Annotated in this window: 21 protein-coding genes and 1 pseudogene; all 22 read left to right on the top strand. The window is 48.9% G+C overall.

What is annotated here, in order from left to right; translation table 11 throughout:
- Positions 1-11: 11 nt before the first annotated feature.
- The 22 genes and pseudogenes from ACFVU8_RS10650 (at position 12) to ACFVU8_RS10545 (ending at position 21,074) form a co-directional block, all read left to right on the top strand.
- Positions 12-584 carry an NUDIX hydrolase gene (locus tag ACFVU8_RS10650; protein WP_083205011.1) on the top strand — a complete coding sequence of 191 codons (573 nt, stop codon included), beginning with the start codon at positions 12-14 and terminating at the stop codon, positions 582-584.
- Positions 575-1,774: an endonuclease Q family protein gene (locus tag ACFVU8_RS10645; RefSeq protein ID WP_387427328.1), complete on the top strand. Its 1,200-nt coding sequence runs from the start codon at positions 575-577 to the stop codon at positions 1,772-1,774. Before ACFVU8_RS10650 ends, ACFVU8_RS10645 begins: the two co-directional genes overlap by 10 nt.
- Before the next feature lie 105 nt (positions 1,775-1,879).
- Positions 1,880-2,530, top strand: coding sequence for a stage II sporulation protein M (spoIIM, locus tag ACFVU8_RS10640; RefSeq protein ID WP_379465627.1), 651 nt, complete (start codon positions 1,880-1,882; stop codon positions 2,528-2,530).
- A gap of 91 nt (positions 2,531-2,621) precedes the next feature.
- A complete protein-coding gene (gene fur, locus ACFVU8_RS10635; RefSeq protein WP_066363568.1) occupies positions 2,622-3,086 on the top strand; it encodes a ferric iron uptake transcriptional regulator in 465 nt (154 codons plus the stop codon).
- 205 nt (positions 3,087-3,291) lie between these two features.
- Entirely contained in the window at positions 3,292-3,525 is a 234-nt protein-coding gene (locus ACFVU8_RS10630) for a DUF4227 family protein (RefSeq protein ID WP_175373792.1), read from the top strand.
- A gap of 166 nt (positions 3,526-3,691) precedes the next feature.
- Positions 3,692-4,615: a site-specific tyrosine recombinase XerD gene (gene xerD / locus ACFVU8_RS10625; protein ID WP_175373791.1), complete on the top strand. Its 924-nt coding sequence runs from the start codon at positions 3,692-3,694 to the stop codon at positions 4,613-4,615.
- A gap of 163 nt (positions 4,616-4,778) precedes the next feature.
- Positions 4,779-5,957: a phosphopentomutase gene (deoB, locus tag ACFVU8_RS10620; RefSeq protein WP_175373790.1), complete on the top strand. Its 1,179-nt coding sequence runs from the start codon at positions 4,779-4,781 to the stop codon at positions 5,955-5,957.
- A gap of 47 nt (positions 5,958-6,004) precedes the next feature.
- Positions 6,005-6,829, top strand: a complete 825-nt coding sequence (locus ACFVU8_RS10615; protein ID WP_175373789.1) for a purine-nucleoside phosphorylase — start codon at positions 6,005-6,007, stop codon at positions 6,827-6,829.
- A 59-nt stretch (positions 6,830-6,888) separates the two neighbouring features.
- On the top strand, positions 6,889-8,220 hold the full coding sequence (locus tag ACFVU8_RS10610) for a pyrimidine-nucleoside phosphorylase (protein WP_387427327.1): 1,332 nt from the start codon (positions 6,889-6,891) through the stop codon (positions 8,218-8,220).
- Between the two features lie 232 nt (positions 8,221-8,452).
- Positions 8,453-9,499, top strand: a complete 1,047-nt coding sequence (locus ACFVU8_RS10605) for an acyltransferase family protein (protein WP_387427325.1) — start codon at positions 8,453-8,455, stop codon at positions 9,497-9,499.
- Positions 9,500-9,763: 264 nt separating this feature from the next.
- A pseudogene (locus ACFVU8_RS10600) lies at positions 9,764-10,690 on the top strand (class I SAM-dependent methyltransferase).
- A 120-nt stretch (positions 10,691-10,810) separates the two neighbouring features.
- Positions 10,811-12,013, top strand: a complete 1,203-nt coding sequence (locus tag ACFVU8_RS10595) for a D-alanyl-D-alanine carboxypeptidase family protein (protein WP_387427323.1) — start codon at positions 10,811-10,813, stop codon at positions 12,011-12,013.
- Between the two features lie 179 nt (positions 12,014-12,192).
- Positions 12,193-12,546, top strand: coding sequence for an anti-sigma F factor antagonist (gene spoIIAA, locus ACFVU8_RS10590; RefSeq protein WP_175373785.1), 354 nt, complete (start codon positions 12,193-12,195; stop codon positions 12,544-12,546).
- Positions 12,543-12,998, top strand: a complete 456-nt coding sequence (spoIIAB, locus tag ACFVU8_RS10585; protein WP_175373784.1) for an anti-sigma F factor — start codon at positions 12,543-12,545, stop codon at positions 12,996-12,998. The genes spoIIAA and spoIIAB overlap by 4 nt, the downstream gene beginning before the upstream one ends.
- A gap of 11 nt (positions 12,999-13,009) precedes the next feature.
- Positions 13,010-13,765 carry an RNA polymerase sporulation sigma factor SigF gene (gene sigF / locus ACFVU8_RS10580; RefSeq protein WP_066363542.1) on the top strand — a complete coding sequence of 252 codons (756 nt, stop codon included), beginning with the start codon at positions 13,010-13,012 and terminating at the stop codon, positions 13,763-13,765.
- Positions 13,766-14,413: 648 nt separating this feature from the next.
- Entirely contained in the window at positions 14,414-14,977 is a 564-nt protein-coding gene (locus ACFVU8_RS10575) for a TetR/AcrR family transcriptional regulator C-terminal domain-containing protein (protein WP_379465622.1), read from the top strand.
- 302 nt (positions 14,978-15,279) lie between these two features.
- The gene (locus ACFVU8_RS10570) at positions 15,280-16,146 is read left to right on the top strand and encodes a glycerophosphodiester phosphodiesterase family protein (RefSeq protein ID WP_387427322.1); all 867 of its coding nucleotides are present in this window, start codon (positions 15,280-15,282) and stop codon (positions 16,144-16,146) included.
- A complete protein-coding gene (locus ACFVU8_RS10565; protein WP_387427321.1) occupies positions 16,143-16,892 on the top strand; it encodes a glycerophosphodiester phosphodiesterase in 750 nt (249 codons plus the stop codon). Before ACFVU8_RS10570 ends, ACFVU8_RS10565 begins: the two co-directional genes overlap by 4 nt.
- A gap of 50 nt (positions 16,893-16,942) precedes the next feature.
- A complete protein-coding gene (locus ACFVU8_RS10560; RefSeq protein WP_387427319.1) occupies positions 16,943-18,007 on the top strand; it encodes an ABC transporter ATP-binding protein in 1,065 nt (354 codons plus the stop codon).
- Positions 18,004-18,882, top strand: a complete 879-nt coding sequence (locus tag ACFVU8_RS10555; protein WP_175373778.1) for a carbohydrate ABC transporter permease — start codon at positions 18,004-18,006, stop codon at positions 18,880-18,882. The genes ACFVU8_RS10560 and ACFVU8_RS10555 overlap by 4 nt, the downstream gene beginning before the upstream one ends.
- A 17-nt stretch (positions 18,883-18,899) precedes the next feature.
- Positions 18,900-19,721: a carbohydrate ABC transporter permease gene (locus tag ACFVU8_RS10550; RefSeq protein WP_175373777.1), complete on the top strand. Its 822-nt coding sequence runs from the start codon at positions 18,900-18,902 to the stop codon at positions 19,719-19,721.
- A 27-nt stretch (positions 19,722-19,748) separates the two neighbouring features.
- Positions 19,749-21,074, top strand: a complete 1,326-nt coding sequence (locus ACFVU8_RS10545) for an extracellular solute-binding protein (RefSeq protein WP_387427318.1) — start codon at positions 19,749-19,751, stop codon at positions 21,072-21,074.
- Positions 21,075-21,156 lie beyond the last annotated feature (82 nt).

Raw genomic sequence — 21,156 nt, 5'->3', positions numbered from 1 at the left:
ACCAGAATGTGATGGAAAATCAAAAAAGACACAGCAATCCGGCCCTGGATGAAGTAACCTTGTCCACTCAGCCGATTTTTGATGGGAAGATTATTACCCTGCAGGTGGATACGGTCCAACTGCCGGATGGAAATACTGCGACCCGTGAGGTCGTGAAGCATCCTGGCGCTGTTGCAGTGCTGGCACTGAACAATAACAAGCTGCTGGTGGTGGAACAGTACCGGCAGCCGATGCTTCGGACCGAGGTCGAGATTCCGGCAGGCAAGCTGGACCCGGGTGAAGATCCGCTGACGGCAGCGCACCGGGAGTTACAAGAAGAGACAGGCTTTCATAGCGGCGATCTGAAGCATCTGAAGTCGTTCTACACTTCACCTGGCTTTGCTGACGAAATCATTCATCTGTATGTCACAGAGAATGCTCAGGTTGGAGAGATGGCTTTGGATGAGGATGAGTTTCTGGAGGTATCGGAGCTGACACTGGAGGAAGCGTATCAATATATTGCGGACGGACGTATTGCCGACGCCAAAACGATGATGGCCGTGTACGCCTGGCATCTGTATACGCTGACCGGACAATGGCACTAACACCGGAACTAAAGACCTATTATGGTGACCTGCATGTCCATATCGGGAGGACTTCGGAAGGTCAGCCTGTCAAAATAAGCGGTAGCCGCAATCTCACTTTTGCGAATATTGCCAAGGAGGCCGCTGAACGCAAGGGCATCGAACTGATCGGAATCATCGACTGCCACTCTCCGGGTGTGCAGCGTGACATCCGGAGTGCACTGGACTCGGGCGAGATGACGGAGGCCGAAGGCGGGGGGATCGCTTACCGCGGAACGACCATCCTGCTTGGTTCGGAGATCGAAATTCGTGAGCCGGGGCGAAAAGAGTGCCATGTCTTGGCTTTTATGCCAGACATAGAGACCATGGCGGATTTTAGCCACTGGATGAGCCATCACATGACCAATGTGAATCTCAGCTCCCAGCGTTTGTATGCACCGGCTCAGGTGCTGCAGGACGAGATTTACGAACGGGGCGGAATCTTGATTCCGGCCCATATTTTCACACCGCACAAAGGATTATATGGATGTTCTGCCGAGCGGATGGCCGACATTTTTGATTTGGAGCGTATTGCGGCCGTGGAACTGGGGCTGAGCGCGGACTCGGAGATGGCTGGTTATCTATCGGAGCTAGACCCGTACACTTTTCTGACCAACTCTGACGCTCACTCTCTGGGCAAAATCGGCCGGGAGTATAACGCACTGGAGCTGGCCAATCCCTCGTTTGCAGAGCTGCGTCTGGCCTTGGAACGGAAGGATGGGCGAAGCGTGAGCGCCAATTATGGGCTTAACCCTCGGCTTGGTAAGTACCACCGGACGTACTGCGGCGGCTGCGGCAGCATCATTGATGAAGCCTATGCTACCTCAGAGCGCTGTCCTTACTGCGGGAGTCTCAAACTGGTGAAAGGTGTGCTGGATCGAGTTATGGACATTGCCGACCGCCAGACACCGCAGGTGCCAGAATATCGGCCGCCGTACCATTATCAGGTGCCGCTTGAATTTATTCCGGGGCTTGGCAAAGCCAAGATGAAGCTTCTGCTGGACGCGTTTGGGACGGAGATGAATATTTTGCATGCCGCCCGGGAGGACGAGATCGCCGCAGTGGCGGGGACTGATTTGGCGTCAAACATTGTCGCCGCCCGCTCGGGTACACTTGCATTGTCAGCAGGTGGCGGAGGAACCTACGGCAAGGTCGTCCGGGAAGGCAAGTAGCTTAGGTACGCTGGAACCCCCGGATCCATCACAGCCTAAGGACAAGTCATAGAAGTGGATGTTGTCTCATATGGTGTAACATACACCAGAAAGGAGCACATCCCGATGCGTAATTTAAGGCTGATGATGAAGGAGCAGACGCCTCTTTATATTTTTGTCGCCGTACTGTTTCTAGTGGGGGTGGTCTTCGGCGCTCTGATTGTGAGTGCGTTGACGATGGACCAGCAGCAGGAACTGGGTGACTATCTGGGGAACTTCTTTGTCACCGTAGACCAGCAAGGGCTGCCGGGCGCACAGGAGTCGTTCTGGAATATCGCTGCCCTACATCTCAAATGGGTGGGTCTGATCTGGATTCTGGGCTTGTCCGTCATCGGCCTGCCGGGCATTCTCATTCTTGATTTTCTCAAAGGGGTGCTGATTGGTTTCACTGTAGGCTGCCTGGTGAGTCAATACTCCTGGCATGGTCTATTGTTCGCACTGGTCTCGGTGGCACCGCACAACTTGGTGCTGATCCCGGTCCTGTTGGTAACCAGTGCCGCCGCGATTGCCTTCTCCCTTTTAATGATCCGGAGCAGAGTGCTAGGCCGGACCCGGACGCCGATTACCCGTCCTTTTGCCATGTACACCTTGCTATCCTTTGTTATGGCCCTGCTGATTCTAGGCGTTGCTTCCTTTGAGAGCTGGGTCACCCCTGTGATGATGCGCTGGGTCACTCCATCGCTCGTACAAGCCCTGTCGTTATTAACTGTTCATTAAAACCGTTTGACTTCTCAAAGCGACTCCCCCTATAATAAAAGAAGTGGTTTGAAGCCCGGTGTGGTTAATTTTCCAAGGGGGAGGGAGACAGGTGGAAGCCCGGATAGATAAAATCAAGCAACAGCTACAATCCCAAGGATACAAGCTTACACCCCAACGGGAAGCGACCTTAAGAGTGCTGCTGGAGAATGAAGAGGATCATCTAAGCGCTGAGGACGTGTTCATGCTCGTCAAGGAGAAGGCTCCCGAGATCGGTCTGGCGACTGTATATCGTACCCTGGAACTGCTCAGCGAGCTTCATGTCGTAGAGAAGATTAACTTCGGTGACGGCGTAGCAAGATACGACCTGCGCACAGATACGGCGAAGCATCATCATCACCATCTAATCTGCGTGCAATGCGGCAGTATGGACGAGATCCGTGAGGATTGGTTGGGTCCGTTAGAAGAGCGCCTGGAGAAAGAGTACAATTTCTCAGTGCTTGATCACAGACTTGACTTTCATGGGATATGTCATCGCTGCAAGGACAAGAACAATACGGACGGCGAGCCGTCCTAAGCAAGATTATAGATGAAGAGTTACCGCACAAAGCTCTCCCACGGCTAGATGGCCGGGGAGAGCTTTTTGAATGAATGTGCCGGTTTTCTCGAATCAGGTGTAAGATACATAACGTTCCATTCCATCGCATAAGTTGAAGGACGGGCCTTTTTTGTTGGGTCAGAGAAGGCCTGATTCTTGTCAATAGCGTGGAGGGGGAATTTTTGTGATCGTTTCTTTGCCCAAAACGGTGCGGCGGATGTATTTTCTGCTTATGTTTGTGCTGCTGAGTTATTTGCTTTATCATGTCATGAGCTTCATTGGCGAGTGGATCAACCCGATGGAGCAACAAGATATCCCGGAGGGCACCGCGGTCCGGGCCTTTCATGATGCCTACTATGGCAGTGAAGGAATGAAAGCGGGGGAGCGCCTGCGTTATTATTACTGGTACGGCGAGTAAGAGCGACCGAATGAAAGCAGGAAATAGGTTGAACCATGTCGAATGAAGCTAAGGTGAGCTTGGGCATAATCTGGCTGAGTCCTTCCTGATAGCATCATTTGAAAGTCATGCCAAGGATAGGCAGACTGCCACAAGCGTAGCTGCGTTAGACAGGAGCGTGAATGAGATGAGGTCACACTTGCAGCCCTTTATGCTTTATTTGTCCAGGGATAAAGGTTTGTCAGCGAATACGCTGGAATCCTACGGGCGGGATGTGTCGCAATTTCTGGATTTTGCGGAAGGGCGGGGCGCAGCATCACTGGATGAGATCAGAAAGCCGCTGGTTATGCTATATCTCGGCTCACTGGGCGCGGCAGGCAAGGCTGCCTCGACAGTGAACCGGAATACAGTGTCGCTCCGCGCTTTTTTTCATTACTTAATGAAGGAACAATTGATGTTTCAGGACCCGACGCTGGAGATGGAATCCATCAAGCCGGATAAGAAGCCGCCGATGATCCTGACAGTGGCGGAGATTGAGAAGCTGCTGGCAGCGCCTGATCAGAGTACCCCTCAGGGAATGCGTGATAAAGCTATGCTGGAGTTACTCTACGCAACAGGGATCCGTGTGTCCGAGCTGATCTCTCTGGATGTCGGCGATGTGCATACCGGCATGAAATTTGCCCGCTGCACAGGAACCTCCGGTAAGGAGCGAGTGGTCCCTATTGGCGTGATCGCTGCGGAGGCAGTAGCGGTGTATACTGCCGATATGCGGGACAAGCTTCTCCGCCATCATCGGGAGGAGCCGGCATTATTCTTGAACAGTTTGGGTGGACGCTTGACCCGGCAGGGTTTCTGGAAGGTCATCAAGAAATATGCGCGTGAAGCCCATATTGAGCAAGACATTACGCCACACACCCTGCGTCATTCCTTCGCAGCCCATCTGCTGGAGGGTGGTGCGGATCTGCGCTCCGTGCAGCAGATGCTTGGACATGCAGATATTTCGACGACTCAAATCTATAGCGGCATAGCCCGCAAGAATATGAAGGAAGTCTATGAGCAGCATCATCCAAGAGCATTGGGGCAAGAGGCCAAAGATGCTTTTTATGAGTAATATGGGTATGATGGAATCATACTGAAAAGATAGGCCTTCCGGGAAGAGCCGGCGGCCCTCTTTTCACGAAGAACGGATACAGTCCTTATAGTGGCGGTACAACCGTTTCTTCCTGTTGGATAGAGCAATCAAATCAGTCAGATAACGAAGGAGTGAGACGGTCATGTCCTCATTTAAACGGATTGGCTTTATAGTTCTTGACAGTGTAGGGATCGGCGAAGCGCCGGATGCAGCAGGCTTTGGAGATGCTGGTTCCCATACGCTTGGACATATTTTGGAACGGGTGCCTGGCTTGAAGCTGCCTAATCTGCAGAAGCTTGGGTTAGCTAACATCGCTCCGCTTCCACCGCTTGCACCAGTAGAGGCACCGACCGGATATTACGGTAAAATGCAAGAGGTATCTGTGGGCAAGGACACCATGACTGGCCACTGGGAGCTGATGGGACTCAAGATTGAGGTGCCGTTCAATGTGTATCCGGATGGCTTCCCGGCAGAGCTGATCGAGAAATTCGAGCAGGCAACTGGGCGTAAGGTGATCGGGAACAAGCCAGCCTCTGGTACTGATATTCTGGTGGAGTACGGGGAAGAGCAGATGAAGACAGGGGCCTGGATTGTTTACACCTCGGCAGACAGCGTGTTCCAGCTTGCCGCACATGAGGATATCATTCCGCTTGAGGAGCTGTACGCAGCTTGCAAAATCGCCCGTGAGTTGACCATGGCTCCCGAGTTCTCCGTAGGTCGTGTAATTGCCCGCCCATATGTGGGTGAGCCAGGGAATTTCGTCCGTACGCCGAATCGCCATGACTATGCGGTAAAACCGCCAGAGCCGACCGTGATGAATGCGCTCGAGGATATTGGCAAGGATGTCATCGCCGTAGGCAAGATCAACGATATTTTCACAGGAGAAGGGGTTACCGCTTCTTATCCGACGAAGAGCAACGAGCATGGGATTGAGGTTACTATCGAAGAGCTGCGTAAACCATTCAATGGATTGCTGTTCACCAATCTCGTAGATTTCGACTCCCTGTACGGACATCGCCGCGACCCGGAAGGTTACGGACGGGCGCTTGAGGTGTTCGACAAAGCATTGCCAGAGATTATTGCTACACTGGGCGAGGATGACCTGCTGATTATTTCGGCCGACCACGGTAATGATCCGATTCATGCCGGAACGGACCATACCCGTGAGTATGTACCGCTGCTTATTTACAGTCCAGCGCTGACAGCTCCGGGCAGTCTGGGGATTCGCCATACCTTCTCTGATGTTGCGGCGACCATTGCCGATAATTTCGGGGCCAAGGCACCGAAGTATGGGACAAGCTTCCTGGCAGAATTGCAATAGAAACAAAAGATTACAACTGCTTTACCAACTTCAAGGGGGAAATGACAATGACCGTAGTTAGCCAAAATCAGATTCAAGAAGCCGCAATTTACATTAAGGAAAAAAGCACGGTAGCACCAGAAATCGGTTTGATTCTCGGTTCGGGTCTTGGCGTACTGGCTGACCTGATCAAAGACGGGATCTCGATTCCGTATCATGAAATTCCACACTTCCCGGTGTCCACAGTAGAAGGACATGAGGGAGAGCTGCTGATCGGTACGATCGAAGGCCGCCGTGTAGTAATGATGAAGGGTCGCTTCCACATGTATGAAGGGTATGGACCGGAAACAACAGCATTCCCGGTACGTGTGATGAAGGAGCTTGGTGTAACCAGCTTGCTGGTGACTAATGCTGCGGGCGGAGTGAATACAGAATACGCGCCAGGCGATCTGATGCTGCTCACCGACCACCTGAACCTCACTGGACGCAACCCGCTGATCGGGCCGAACGACTCAGCACTTGGCGTACGCTTCCCGGATATGTCAACCGCATATAGCCCACGCCTCATCAAGGTAGCCAAAGAAGCGGCTGCAGCACAGAACTTCGAGTTCAAGGAAGGCGTGTATGCCGGAGTTCTAGGACCTTGCTATGAGACGCCAGCAGAGATCAGAATGCTGCGCACGCTTGGTGCTGATGCCGTGGGTATGTCCACTGTATCTGAGACGATTGTTGCCCGTCATGCAGGTATTGAAGTGCTGGGCATTTCCTGTATCACCAATATGGCGGCCGGAATTCTCGATCAGCCACTTGATCATGGTGAAGTTATGGAGACAGCTGAGCGCGTACGCGAGAGCTTCTTGAAGCTGGTACTGGGCTTTATTCCAAACATGTAGTCACAAGCTACATCTGTGGACTTTATTATCTATCCCGCATTCCAAGTGGAGGTTACAGGATGAGAGCAGTAGACATTATTCAGAAGAAAAGAGACGGCGGCGAGCTTAGCAGCGAAGAGATTGCATATCTGATTCAGGGCTATAGCCGGGGTGATATCCCGGATTATCAGATTTCGGCTTGGGCGATGGCGGTATACTTCCAAGGGATGAATGCCCGGGAGACCGGAGATTTGACGCTGGAGATGGCCAAGTCTGGTGATCAGGTAGATCTTAGTCCCATCGCAGGCATCAAGGTGGACAAGCACTCCACCGGCGGTGTTGGCGACAAGACGACGGTAGTCCTGGCACCTCTTGTTGCAGCTGCAGGTGTACCCGTTGCGAAAATGTCGGGGCGCGGCCTCGGTCATACCGGCGGGACCATCGACAAGCTGGAGTCCATCTCCGGCTTCTCTGTGGAGATGGATCGCGAGCGCTTTTTCGCCCAGGTTGGCGAAATCGGCGCCGCTGTCATCGGCCAGTCGGGTAATATTACGCCTGCCGACAAGAAGCTGTACGCGCTCCGTGACGTCACTGCTACGGTAGAGTCCATTCCGCTCATCGCGAGCTCCGTCATGAGCAAGAAGATCGCCGCTGGAGCCGATGCCATCGTGCTCGATGTCAAGACCGGCAGCGGAGCCTTCATGAAGACGCTGGATGATTCCATTGCGCTGGCACAGGCTATGGTTGATATCGGTACACATCTCGGTCGCAACACGGTTGCGGTCATCAGCGACATGGACCAGCCACTGGGCTATGGCATCGGCAACGCGCTGGAGATCAAGGAGGGCATCGAGACCCTCAAGGGCCAAGGTCCGAAGGATCTGGAAGAAGTCAGCCTGATCCTGGGCAGTCATATGCTGGTGCTGGGCGGCAAGGCGCGCGACGAGGCTGAAGCACGGACCATTTTGAAGTCTCACATCTCGGACGGTACGGCGCTGGAGAAATTCAAGCAGATGGTAGTGGCGCAAAGCGGAGATGTGACGCAGATTGAATCCCCGGACAAGCTCCCGGCAGCGAAACGCCTGATCGAAGTTAAGGCTGCTGCTGCAGGGTATGTGGACGGCATTCAGGCTGAGGAAATCGGCATTGCTGCCATGCTGCTCGGCGCTGGACGTGAGACGAAGGAATCGGTGATCGATCTTGCAGTCGGCATTTACCTGACCAAGAAGGTTGGCGATGCTGTGGCGGCTGGCGAGACGCTTGCGGTTCTGCATGTCAACGATGCTGCAGAAGACAAAGTAGCTGAAGCTGAGAGCAAGGTTATCGAAGCTTACCGGATCTCTTCCAGCCCGGTGGTACCACCGCCGCTTGTCTATGCTCTGGTCACTAAAGACGGCGTCACACGGTATTAAGAGGTACTGTTGTACCTATGCCTATAGGGAAAATGAACGATAGCAGCTTTTGGGTTAATACTCTGGGTCATCCGGTCAACGGATGGCCCATTTTTTTATGGAATGGGGACGTTCGCTCTAGGTCCTCAGCATGAAAGTTTCAGGAAATAATCATTTAAAATTGAAATGATCACTTCTCTCCCCTATACTATTTTCTCAAAAGAGACTATATCTGTGAGGAGCTGGAGCGCGTATGGAGAAAAGGCGGGAGCTGTGGATTGACGCGGCCAAAGGCCTAAGTATTATTTTTGTCGTGATGGGACATTCGGGTGATGCCTTCGCCAATCATTATTTGTCCTGGTTTCGGATGCCGTTGTTCTTCTTACTCAGCGGTATGGTGTTTAAGCCAGTGGACCCGGCACGCTACATTGGGTGGGCAGTGAAACGGACCAAGGGGCTGATGACGCCTTATCTTGCCTACGGACTACTCATTACGACTGTACTGCTCTTGTTTACACTTAATTTAAAGGGGTTTGCCGAAAATATCGCCAGACTGCTCTACGGAGGTCTGTCACTTACCGGTCCCTACGGTGTGTTTTGGTTCATTACCTGCCTGTTGTTTACACAACTGATCTTCGGGTACATTACCCGTTTCCGCGGCATGACCCAATTCCTCCTGATCGCCTCGTGTTATCTGCTTGCCCATGTGATTTCTATGACTTCCCTGAAGAACTTCAATCTCCCTTGGAACATCGATGTGTCCTTGCTGGCGATTACTTATTATGCCCTCGGGTACTATGGGAAAAAGGCGATTCCGGCCATCATTGGACGTTTGGTCATTGTTCCGTTCATCATACTGGCTAGCGCAGCTGCGTTCTATTTGGACCATGCCGGGGTAATCAGCTACAGTCTGAATATGAAATACAAGCAATATGATGCGCTGCTGCTGGATCTGGTCATTCCGCTAGTCATTTCGTTGACGATTTGTGCCTTGGTGTTCTGGCTCTCGAAACTGCTGCCGCTGAAATGGCTGGGAGATCTGGGACGTAATACGATTGCGATTATGTATCTGCATTTGCCGATCAATTATGGTCTGAAGTATTTGCTGGGGACGGAATATGGACTGGTGCCGTTCACGCTGGTGGGAGTGGTCATTCCGCTAATTCTGGCTATGGTGATTGTCCGGTTCCCAGTGCTGTCGAGACTCTATCTCGGCCACAGTGGCAAAAGCCGCCCTGCTGTAAGCTACAGTGAACGCGGAGCGGCCCAGAATGCCGTTAGCACCGAATCCATTTCATAAATCCATAAGTGAGCGTCTAATCATTGATATCTAGTTGTATTTACATCTACTAAAACATTTTCAATTCCCGGTGCGGACAGCTATTGTTGACAATTCAATTATATTGTGTTGAATAGGACTGACACTAAGACATGGAGAATTTTATCATTATTTGGGGAGGAAAACGTATTGAAACCAACGGAGTCCAACGTAACAGCTTTAGATTCAGCATTTGACCGAACATACAATAGTAAAAGCGACATACCTGAAGAATTAGACGCTTCTGTGGAAACAGATTCAGAACAAAATGGGGCTAGTTTAACTTCCTTAGTATCAGCTTTTGGTAGGGCGTATCATAGCAGGTATGATTCACCGAAAGTGGTAGATGATTTTATTGTAAATAAGTTGATTTCCAAAGAGGAATTTTCAGCTATGAGTAAAAATTTGATTGACGGTATACAATTTTTTAATAAAGATATCGGAGAAAAGTTTAAAGATGAACCAGATAAAATTTAAAAATGGATTACACAAGTTCAGGTATCTTCAATACCTCTAGCGCGCTCTGCCTATTGTGAAAAAGTATTACTTAATGAAGTGAAGTCTGGCCTAAAGCAGTATGTCATCTTAGGCGCTGGCCTGGATACTTTCGCACTCCGGTTTCCGGAATTACAAAGCAGTTTAAAGATCTTTGAAATTGATCATCCGGATACACAAGTGTTAAAGAAAAAAAGGCTGGCAGCTGCTGAATTCGACATCCCTGATCATCTTTATTTTGTACCAATGGACTTTACTACTGAATTTTCTCATCAGAGCTTAGTAAAGGAAGGATTTGAAAACGAGAAAACGTTCTTTAGCCTGTTGGGTGTCACATACTATTTATCAAAAGAAGAGAACGCTTCCTTGATACAACATTTTTTTGCAAATGTCCCATCAGGTAGTTCTATTGTGTTTGATTATGCAACTGAAAAACTTTTTGAAGAAAAGGGAATGTCTAATCGGGTGGAAAACCTGGTGAAATTTGCTGAAGCAAGCGGGGAACCGATGAAATCAGGATTTACATATGATGAAATTACAAGCATATTGGAAAAGTCAGGATTACAAATTAAAGAGCATCTATCACCTGAAATGATGAACAAACTCCTATTTAAGAATAGGACGGATTATTTGTCTGCATTCGAGACAGTATATTATATTCATGCTGTAAAAAAATAGTTTTCTGCCGGAAAATAATTCGGATTTTTTCCCTGCAAAATGGAATATTAATGTCCCTTTCTGACGAAACTGGAACACAGTACCTGTGAAATGAAGGTTAACGTTCAGGAGGGGACTTTTGTGAGAAAACAACGTTGGACAGCTCTGCTGCTAGCATTCTGTATCAGTACCGCGGCCCTGGGTCCGGCCTCAGGTGTTTTTGCGGAGGAAAAAAGTAAGGCGAAGGGCGGCACGGCTGCCGCTGTTGACCTGGCGCCAGGGGCGCGTTCCGCCATTCTGATGGATGCGGGTACCGGTACAGTGATCTATGAGAAGAATAGCCATGACAAGCTGCCGCCGGCCAGCATCACCAAGATTATGACGATGCTGCTGACGGTAGAGGCACTGGATGATGGCCGGCTGAAGCTGGATGACAAGGTTCGGACCAGTGAATACGCGGCGTCGATGGGTGGCTCGCAGATTTTTCTGGAGCCAGGTGAAGAAATGACGGTGGATGAGATGCTGAAAGGTATCGCAATGGCCTCCGGCAATGATGCTTCTGTGGCGATGGCGGAGAAGCTGGCTGGCTCGGAGAGTGCCTTTGTCGATATGATGAACAAGCGGGCGGAGGAACTGGGACTGAAGGATACCCATTTCGCCAACTGTAACGGACTTCCGGCGACTAATCATTATTCCTCAGCCCATGATATCGCCGTGATGAGCCGGGAACTGCTGAAGCATGAGCGGATTATTAAATATACCGGCTCCTATCAGGATTATCTGCGCAAGGATTCGTCTAAGCCGTTCTGGCTCGTGAACACGAACAAACTGGTCCGCTTCTACACCGGAGCAGACGGTCTTAAGACCGGCTACACCTCGGAGGCTAAATTCTGCCTGTCCGCTACAGCTGCTAGAGATGGGCTGCGTGCTGTGGCCGTTGTGCTAGGCGAGCCGAACACGAAGACCCGTAACAGCGAGGTGTCTGGCATGTTCGACTACTTGTTCTCGCAGTATAAACTGCATACGATCCACAAGGCTGGTGACACCATCGCTACGCTTAACATTGAGAAGGGCGAGAAGAAGACGTTGCCGATTACAGCTAAGGATGCCTACAGTGTTTTGCTGAAAAAAGGTGTCACTCAGGAGGGGATCCGTCACGAGTTGGTGCTGCCGGAGAGTATTAAAGCGCCTGTTGCTGAAGGACAGACTGTCGGTAAGCTGGTCGTATACCAAGGTACTAGTGTGATCAAGGAATATGAACTGAAGGCTGACGAGGCCGTGCCGAAGGCCGGCTGGTGGAAGCTGTTCAAGCGGACGGCAGGGTCGCTATTCACCGCGGATTAATTCCGTACATTTTGTAGATGCCCCCTATGTATTCTGTAGATTCATAGGGGTTTTCTTCTAGTTTTGTCGGGAGGCAGGATTCCTGATTTGCCGCGTAGAAAACCTTGTCCTGTGAAGAGTGAGTAAGTGAATCTGTTCATGGGCAGTTTTTCAAAGCAACGAAGAGGAGAGTGGCAAGCATGAATTCTAATGTGGAAATGGAGCATCACCGGGGTGTGCTGATTGTCCGTTTGTCAGGGGAGCTGGACCATCACGCCGCCGATTATGTACGGATGGATATGGATGAAGCGATTATGCGGGGCCAGGTCGAGCATCTGGTGCTGAGTCTCAAACATTTGCAGTTCATGGACAGCTCGGGCCTTGGCGTTATTCTGGGAAGGTACAAGCTGATTCGCGCTAAAGGTGGCAAAATGGCGGTATGCGATGCGACCGCACCCGTACAGCGGTTGCTTGAAATGTCGGGCCTGTTCAAGATTATGCCCTTATATGACGACGAGAGCGCTGCACTCTCGGATTTGGAGGTTGCGTTATGACTAATAGCCAAGCCGGTAACTTCATGCATGTGCAGTTCGCTGCGCTCTCGGAGAATGAGTCGTTCGCACGTGTGGTGGTGGCGGCTTTTGTCTCCCGGCTGGATCCAACGATGGATGAGCTGAATGACCTGAAGACCGTTGTGTCGGAGGCCGTCACCAATTGCATTATCCACGGGTATGACAGTGACCCCAGTGGTGTTGTCAGCATCTCGGCATCCATTGATAATGAGACCGTACGCTTGACCATTGAGGACAAGGGACGGGGGATCGAGGATCTGGAGCTGGCACAGCAGCCGCTATATACTTCCAAGCCGGAGCTGGAGCGGTCGGGAATGGGCTTTACCATTATGGAAAATTTCATGGATGAGTTTGAAGTAACTAGTGAACCGGGGCGCGGTACCTCCATCACAATGAAGAAAACCATCGTCTCGAAAAAAGCTTTATACAATTAGGGGTTGGAGCCATGGATGCTGAAGCTAAAAAAGCTCCGCCGACCTATTTGGACGATGCGGAGGTCAAACGTCTTATCGCGCTTAGTCAGGCCGGGGATAACCTGGCCCGCGACACGCTCGTAAGCTGCAATATCCGTCTGGTCTGGTCGGTGGTGCAGCGGTTCATGAACCGCGGATATGAGCCTGACGATTTGTTCCAGATCGGCTGTATCGGACTCCTGAAGTCCGTTGATAAATTCGATCTCAGCTATGAGGTCAAATTCTCTACCTATGCCGTGCCGATGATTATCGGTGAGATTCAGCGCTTCTTACGCGACGACGGCACGCTGAAGGTCAGTCGTTCTCTCAAGGAGATGGCGAACAAGGTGCGCAAGATGAAGGATGAAATGTCCAAGACGCTGGACCGCTTGCCGACAATCGGCGAGGTGGCCGAAGCACTGGGTGTAACACCGGAAGAAATCGTGTTTGCCCAAGAGGCGAACAAGCCGCCGACTTCGATTCACGAAACTGTATTCGAGAACGATGGTGATCCTATCACCCTGATTGACCAGATTGCCGACGAGACCCAGGAGCGGTGGTTCGATAAGCTGGCGCTCAGCGAGGCCATTGGAGCCTTGAGCGAGCGGGAGCGGCTGATCGTCTACCTGCGCTACTACCGGGATCAGACGCAATCAGAGGTCGCCAGTCGCCTTGGTATCTCTCAGGTTCAGGTTTCGAGGCTGGAGAAGAAGATCCTGGCGAATATCAGGGAGCAGATTGCCCAGTGAGCTATAAATGGGTAAAGTAGGAGTATGACGATAAAATGATTCAGATAACAAGGTGACTTCTGCATTTTTTTCAGAGGTCATCTTTTTTCATGAGCGATTTGTACTTTTTTTCACATTTCAACGGAATTATTTATAGCATCTTAAACTAATGTAGACTGAATACCGTTTTTCCATACTGATCCTTTCAACTATTGAGCAAGAAAAGTTCACACTGACCTAAGAATAAGGGCTCCTTATTCATGCGAATTATTTACTCATGTCCCTGTAAAAACATTGGCTTATGCCCAAAAGCCGCACAGCGGAGGAACGAAGAGATGTTGTAGAATCGAGACGTTCGCCTTCATGTTTAAACGTTGATATGCGCCCAAAAGCCGGGCGAAGGGATGCTGTAGAAACGGGCATTCGCCTTCATGTTTAAACGTTGGTTTACGCACAAAAGCTGCACAGCGGAGGGGCGAAGGGATGCTGAAGAAGCGAAAGCGTTCGCCTTTAAAGTCCGATTTCAACATTAACAAAATTCAATCACTGAAATCGGACTTTAACAGCGATCGTAAGCACCCTTCGCCCCGCAGCCTCTCCGCTGACGTATGACCAAGCACTTTTTTTATGTAGAGAACTAAATATCAACCCATTCCAAGGAGGTAACACATGTCTAATTCGCAAATTACGAAAAATGCCCTGGCTCGTTCGTTGAAAAAGCTGATGCTGACGAGACCTCTCCATAAGATTACAATCGGTCAGATAACCGATGATTGCGGTCTGACCCGGCATACCTTTTATAATCATTTTCACGATATATATGAGCTGCTCGGCTGGGTCTATCAGACCGAAATTATTGAGGGATTGGAGCAATATCGCAATTACGCCGGCTGGCAGCAGGGCTTCCGTAGCGTACTGCACTATACAGAGAAGAACAAAACCATCTGCCTTAATACCTTTCATTCACTCGGCCGCGAGCATCTGGAGAAGTTTCTGTACGATGTCATCTACGGTGTAGCTAGTGAAGTCGTTGAAGAGCTGGCGAGGGATCATACGACAAGTTCGCAGGCCAAGGAGGAGATCGCTGACTTCTATACACTTGCTGTTTTGGAGCAAATAATCCAATGGTTGAAGGCTGGAGCTAACACTGACCCGGATGTAATTGTGCATAAAGTCAGCAGAATAATGGGAGGTTGTATAGAGCGAAGCCTAGCTCAGTATCAGAATCTATAGCTTACATATGGAGTGAATGATCAATCCAATGTAAAATGAAAGATCGGTCTTTTTCACGAAATTAAGACAATTTTTCTGCATTATTCCACTATTTGAAGCGAGAATCCGCATTCATATGAAAATATGGACAATTTTAATAGTAAAAAATGTGGATATATTTAATGTTTTTTTAAATTACGAGAATAAATATTCTCTACTCTATAGAGGTGGGCCATAACATTGGCAGTTTTGAAGTAGAGAAGACACTCGTATACGTAGTCCTTTGCATTGGATCAACAATAAAATGAAAAAGGAAGTTGGTTATGGAGCAGCTAAAAATATGGGCACACCGGGGAGCGAGCGCTTATGCTCCGGAGAATACAATGGAAGCCTTCAAGCTTGCCGTTAAGCAGCAGGCCGACGGACTGGATATCACTATTCATCGTACCAAGGATGGGGAGATTGTTGTTATCCATGATGATACCATCGACAGAACCTCCAATGGTACTGGCAAGGTTGCCAATTATACACTTGCAGAGCTGAAGGAATTCAACTTCAATGCTAGATTTGAGCAGGAGTATACACGAGCTGAGATCCCCACTTTTTTAGAGGTTCTGCAATTTGTTAAAGAGAATAACCTTGCGCTGAACATTGAGGAGAATTTTATTTTTTCAGATGATGACCTTTCAGACATCAGTTTGGAAGCCGCAAGACTGGTGGCAGAACATGGTTTGACGAAGCAAGTTAGTTTCTCTTCCTTTGACCATGGCTCGATGGCCCAGTTAAAAGAAGCCTATCCGGACATCAGAACCGGGCTGTTGTTTCTTGAGGAATTGCATCGCGGTGAAGCTTATGCCAAAACAGTAAATGCTGATGCCCTCCATGTATTTTTTATAAATATCGGTCATGAAAACATTAATCAGATGCATGAGGCAGGCGTGAAGGTGCATGCTTGGACCGTTAACGATGTTCCCTACATCAAGTCCATGCTCGATGCCGGGGTTGATGTTGCCATTACGGATTGTCCTGATGTTTGTTCTGATCTTAGAAGCCTGGATAAGGCCGCCCGTGATGGGCTAGACGAAGAGAAGTTCAAAGCTGGCTATGGCAAAGTAAAATCCTATTCTTTTTTAGAGAGTTTATATGACAAGATGGCGAAGAACGAAGGACAGGAGGGCCAGGAATTATGAGCAGCCTCAAAGTATTGGCACACCGGGGAGCAAGTGCATATGCTCCGGAAAACACGATGGAGGCCTTCAAGCTGGCCATTGAACAGAGAGCGGACGGTTTTGAAATAGATATCCACATTACGAAGGACGGGGAAATCGTGGTCATCCATGATGATACCATCGACAGAACCTCGAACGGCAAGGGAAATGTTACCGATTTTACGCTGGCCGAACTGAAGCAATACAATTACAACGCCCGTTTTGAAGATAAATATCCCACTGCAGAGATTCCAACATTGCGGCAGGTGCTGGAGCTAGTTAAGGAACATCGTTTGTACCTGAACATCGAGGTCAAGGATATTATGGTCCAATCGCAAAAATATGATGGCCTTAACGTAGCAGCAGCTGAATTGGTAAAAGCCTATGATCTGGTAGATCAGGTGATCTTCTCCTCATTCAATCATAAATCGATGTTTGAGCTGAAGCAGGCTTGCCCGGAAATCAAAACAGCCCTGCTGCATTTTTCCAAATTTTATAGAGGCGAGCAATACGCCAAGACCGTCCAAGCCGATGCGTTGCATCCATTGTTTATCTGTGTGGACGCTAATGTGGTGGATCAGGCACATCAGGCCGGTGTTCAAGTCAATGCTTGGACTGTAAATCAGGTCTCGGTCATGAGACAAATGATCGATGCAGGTGTGGACGCGATTATCACAGACTATCCTGATATCTGCGCCAATCTGGTTAAACCATCTGGGCTAGCTTAATTATTATATCGGCCCGCACAACTATCGACAGCTAGGCGGAGGTATGGGAAATGAGCAGTATTGTAATGGAACGTGTGGAGAAGAAATACGGAGACAAATCTATTATTGATAACCTCAACTTAAGTATCGAAAGCGGCAGCTTTACTGTCCTGGTAGGTCCTTCCGGCTGTGGGAAATCCACAACCCTGCGCATGATTGCCGGCCTGGAGAATAACACCGGAGGCTCAATCATCATTGGCGGCAAGAACATGAACGGTGTGGAGCCGGGCAAACGGAATCTGGCGATGGTGTTCCAGAATTATGCCCTTTACCCGACAATGACCGTTGAACAGAACATCGAGTATGGATTAAAGAATAACAAGGTGCCTAAGGATGAGCGGATACAGCTGATAAAAGATATTGCCAATACGGTTGGCTTAACCAAGCATCTGCATAAGCGGCCGGAATTTCTCTCCGGCGGGGAGAGACAACGCCTGGCACTGGCCAGAGCGATGGTTAAAAAACCGGCGATTTTCCTTATGGACGAGCCGCTCTCCAATTTGGATGCCAAGCTTAGAGGGCAAATGCGTTCCGAACTGATCGAGCTGCATCAAAGACTAGGCGCAACGTTCGTGTATGTTACTCATGATCAGGTTGAAGCCATGAGCATGGGCACCAAAATTGTGTTAATGGATGGCGGGAAAATAATGCAGGAGGATACACCTCGTGGCATTTATCATGATCCGCAAAATATTTTCACCAGTAAATTTATCGGTACACCTGCTATGAACGTTCTTGAGCTGGAGCAATGTGATGATGTCAAACTGCAGGCTCTTGCACCTGCGGAAGCTAAATATGTAGGGTTTAGACCGGAGAAGGTTAAGTTCACTATTGAGGATGAAAAAGCAGGGGGCAGATCGCAATGTATTTCTTTTGACGGCATGCTGACTACACGGGAAATCTTGGGCTCCGAAATCATATACAAGGCTGAGCTCGGTAGTAACTCTAGTATTGCTATCAAATGCTTTGACAGTCAGGAACGTCCGCTTGAACATGTAACGGTATATGTGGAAGAGTCCAGTCTAGTCTTCTTTGACGGGAACGAACAGAGAATCTACGGGGCGAAGAGAGTATGAAGCAAGACAATAACACGCTGCGAATCCTCCCTTATGTGATGGTCGCTCCAGCAGTGCTGATTCTGGTGGCATTCTACATTTATCCGATCGGCTACAATATATATTTGAGCTTCTTTTCCTGGAATATGCGCGGGCCTATGAAATTTATCGGCTTGAAGAACTACAAAGAGCTTTTCTCCAGCAGTGATTTTGCCCATACGTTAATGAACACTATAGGGTACATGGTGATGGAAGTAAGCATGGTTCTCATTCTAGGTTTATTGATGGCGCTATTTTTGCAGAAAAACACGTTCATTAACCGTTTTATCCAGACGATCAGCTTTACACCTAATATTATTTCACTAGTATCGGTATCGTTGATCTGGATGTGGCTCATGAATACGGACAAGGGATTGTTCAACTATATCCTTTCTCTCTTTGGAGCGGATCCGGTTGGCTGGTTGACAGACAAGAACGTGGCTCTATTCTCTGTCGTACTGGTCTCGGTATGGAAATCACTCGGCTTCAATGTCCTGATCATACTCTCGGCACTGGGGGCAATTCCTCCCTATTTATACGAAGCTGCGGCTTTGGATAATGCCAGCCGGCGTTCTGTATTTTTTCAAATTACGCTGAAAATGATCTCGCCTACGTTGTTCTTCTTAATTCTGATGAACATTATTGGCTCGTTTCAAGCCTTTGAGACGATCAGTGTCATGACGAATGGCGGGCCGTCCAATTCAACCAATACTCTGATCTACAGTATTTACAAGCAAGGCTTTGAGTATTACCGGGTAGGGTATGCGTCTGCGATGGCTGTCGTACTGATGCTGATCGTCGGGCTCATCACGATCCTCTACTTTAAAGTATTGAATAAACGTGTGCACTACAGATAAGGGGGAGAAGGAAACAGATGTGGCTGAGACTCCCTAAAGTAACTATTAGACTGCTGCTGTCTGTGTTATTGATTATCATCTTTTTGGCCCCGTTCTATTGGATGCTGCTGACCGCATTCAAGACACTTGATGAGGTAGTCGCAGTCCCTCCGAAGTTCTGGGTGGATAAGCTGCAATGGGTCAATTTCAAAGATGCGTTTACCCGGATTAATTTTCTTCATTATACGAAGAACTCTATCATTATCACTCTGGGTACCCTTGTTGGCCAAATGTTAGTCGTTGTGCCAGCCGCGTATGCTTTTGCCAGATATCAATTCAAGGGCAAGTCGTTACTGTTCGGTCTCGTGCTTGCGACGATGATGGTTCCCGGACAGCTCATTTTCCTGCCTGTGTTCGTGATGTTTGCCAACGTGGGGCTATTGAACACCTATGTGTCCCTAATTGTACCTTTTATCGCGAGCGGGATGGCTATATTCATGCTCCGGCAGACCTTTATGCAGGTTCCCGATTCTATTCTGGAGGCTGCAAGGCTGGATAATTCCAGTGAATGGAAAATCATCCGCACGATTATGCTGCCGATGGCGGTTCCAACGCTATCTACACTCGCTCTGCTTACGTTTATCGGGACGTGGAACAGTTACTTCTTCCCGCTGGTATGGACAACTACCGACGCAGTACGTACTTTGCCGCTAGGAGTTAAAAAGCTTCAGGATTCAGAGGGGTTAAATCCGCATATCGTTATGGCCGGCAACATGATGCTAATTCTACCAATTCTGATCGTCTTTATGTTTGCGAGAAAACACATTATCAAAGCATTCACTTACAGTGGTGTGAAGTAAATCTAACAACATGACCTGGAGGAAGCTATGACTAATCAATGGAATCACATGAAGAAGAAGTTTGCAGTAGTCTTAACGGCAGTCGTAGGAACAACTGTAATTCTTAGTGGGTGTGGGCAAGCCGGTGCAAACGAGAGTGCGGTAAAGTACACTAAAGGCGACAAGGTGGTCGAACTTAAGTTTTGGACGTCGGCTATGGAACAAGTCAACAAAGACCTGGTGGATCAGTTCAATAAGACCAAGGGTGCTGAGCTGAATATTCATGTGAGCGCGGAGTATCAAGGCGATTATTCGGAGATTCAGCAAAAAGTTAACGCAGCGGCGATTGCCAACACGCTTCCGAATGCTTTCATTGGTGAAGTATCCCAGACCAAAGGTTTTGCGGACAGCAATACGATTGTGGATCTGGAGCCTTTTATGAAGGTGAACGATTTCAATAGGGACGATTTCAAGATTGGAGATCTCGATAACCTTTATGTAGACAAGGATATGTATGCCTTCCCGCATATGCGTAGTCTGCCAGTGATGTATGTGAACAAGACTTTGGCTAAAAAAGTAGGCTTGAATGAAAATGGTCCAGCCACATTTGACGAGTTGGAGTCTTATATGGAGACTGCCTATAAAGCAACAGGCAAAACTCCGATGTACCTGCTAAATAATGACCTCTGGATTCTGGAGGCGCTACTGTCTTCTTACTCTAATACGAACATGCTGAATGATGAGGAAACGGCTACGAACATTAATAGTAAGGGTGCAGTAGAACTGATTTCATTTCTGCGTGATGGCGTGTCCAAGGGCCTGATCAAAGTATTTAATCCAACACAGTTGAACGATTTTGTCGGGGCTGTGTCCGATCCTGATACCCTGCTCACATTCTCCAGTATTGGCGGCTATAAAATCTTCTTGGGTCTCGCTGCCAAAAGTAAATATGAGCTTGGGGTAGCTATGATTCCTGAAGGCAAGGGAGGAACCCGTGGCGTACCAGTAGGTGGTTCAAACGTCTACATGTCCAACACAGGTACGGAAGAGGAGAAAGCGGCCACCTTTGAATTCATGGAATGGCTGTCCGACACAGAACAGGCAGCTTATGCTTCAGCTAACACTGGATATTTGCCAACAAGACTCTCTTCATTGGACACAGATCTTATGAAAAAGACAATGGCTGAATTCCCTGGCTATAAGGTTGCGATAGATGAACTGAAGTTCAGTAAAAAGAGACCGACGACCGGGGTTTATCACGAGGTTGAGACACTGGTAGTGTCCCGCTTAGGTGATATTCTTACAGACAATAAAGATGTTCAGCAAGGCTTAGATGCTTTGGCGAAGGATGTAAATGCCATTCTGACCAGATAAGCAGCAGAGGCACCTCATTTCCGGAACGTTGCCTGGGATGAGGTGCTTTTGTATGTCATAGACTCTTCATAATGAACACAAA

This window comes from Paenibacillus sp. NPDC058177, assembly GCF_042883835.1.
Taxonomy (GTDB): Bacteria; Bacillota; Bacilli; order Paenibacillales; family Paenibacillaceae; genus Paenibacillus_AQ; species Paenibacillus_AQ agri.
The sequence above is the reverse complement of the archived record's forward strand: the minus strand, read 5'-3'. Positions and strand labels throughout refer to the sequence as shown.

Bases quoted from the DNA above. Each gene is read 5' to 3' on its own strand.
- ACFVU8_RS10650 (WP_083205011.1), top strand. From the start codon at position 12: ATGGAAAATCAAAAAAGACACAGCAATCCGGCCCTGGATGAAGTAACC.
- ACFVU8_RS10645 (WP_387427328.1), top strand. From the start codon at position 575: ATGGCACTAACACCGGAACTAAAGACCTATTATGGTGACCTGCATGTC.
- spoIIM (WP_379465627.1), top strand. From the start codon at position 1,880: ATGCGTAATTTAAGGCTGATGATGAAGGAGCAGACGCCTCTTTATATT.
- xerD (WP_175373791.1), top strand. From the start codon at position 3,692: ATGAGGTCACACTTGCAGCCCTTTATGCTTTATTTGTCCAGGGATAAA.
- deoB (WP_175373790.1), top strand. From the start codon at position 4,779: ATGTCCTCATTTAAACGGATTGGCTTTATAGTTCTTGACAGTGTAGGG.
- ACFVU8_RS10615 (WP_175373789.1), top strand. From the start codon at position 6,005: ATGACCGTAGTTAGCCAAAATCAGATTCAAGAAGCCGCAATTTACATT.
- ACFVU8_RS10610 (WP_387427327.1), top strand. From the start codon at position 6,889: ATGAGAGCAGTAGACATTATTCAGAAGAAAAGAGACGGCGGCGAGCTT.
- ACFVU8_RS10605 (WP_387427325.1), top strand. From the start codon at position 8,453: ATGGAGAAAAGGCGGGAGCTGTGGATTGACGCGGCCAAAGGCCTAAGT.
- spoIIAA (WP_175373785.1), top strand. From the start codon at position 12,193: ATGAATTCTAATGTGGAAATGGAGCATCACCGGGGTGTGCTGATTGTC.
- spoIIAB (WP_175373784.1), top strand. From the start codon at position 12,543: ATGACTAATAGCCAAGCCGGTAACTTCATGCATGTGCAGTTCGCTGCG.
- sigF (WP_066363542.1), top strand. From the start codon at position 13,010: ATGGATGCTGAAGCTAAAAAAGCTCCGCCGACCTATTTGGACGATGCG.
- ACFVU8_RS10575 (WP_379465622.1), top strand. From the start codon at position 14,414: ATGTCTAATTCGCAAATTACGAAAAATGCCCTGGCTCGTTCGTTGAAA.
- ACFVU8_RS10570 (WP_387427322.1), top strand. From the start codon at position 15,280: ATGGAGCAGCTAAAAATATGGGCACACCGGGGAGCGAGCGCTTATGCT.
- ACFVU8_RS10565 (WP_387427321.1), top strand. From the start codon at position 16,143: ATGAGCAGCCTCAAAGTATTGGCACACCGGGGAGCAAGTGCATATGCT.
- ACFVU8_RS10560 (WP_387427319.1), top strand. From the start codon at position 16,943: ATGAGCAGTATTGTAATGGAACGTGTGGAGAAGAAATACGGAGACAAA.
- ACFVU8_RS10555 (WP_175373778.1), top strand. From the start codon at position 18,004: ATGAAGCAAGACAATAACACGCTGCGAATCCTCCCTTATGTGATGGTC.
- ACFVU8_RS10550 (WP_175373777.1), top strand. From the start codon at position 18,900: ATGTGGCTGAGACTCCCTAAAGTAACTATTAGACTGCTGCTGTCTGTG.
- ACFVU8_RS10545 (WP_387427318.1), top strand. From the start codon at position 19,749: ATGACTAATCAATGGAATCACATGAAGAAGAAGTTTGCAGTAGTCTTA.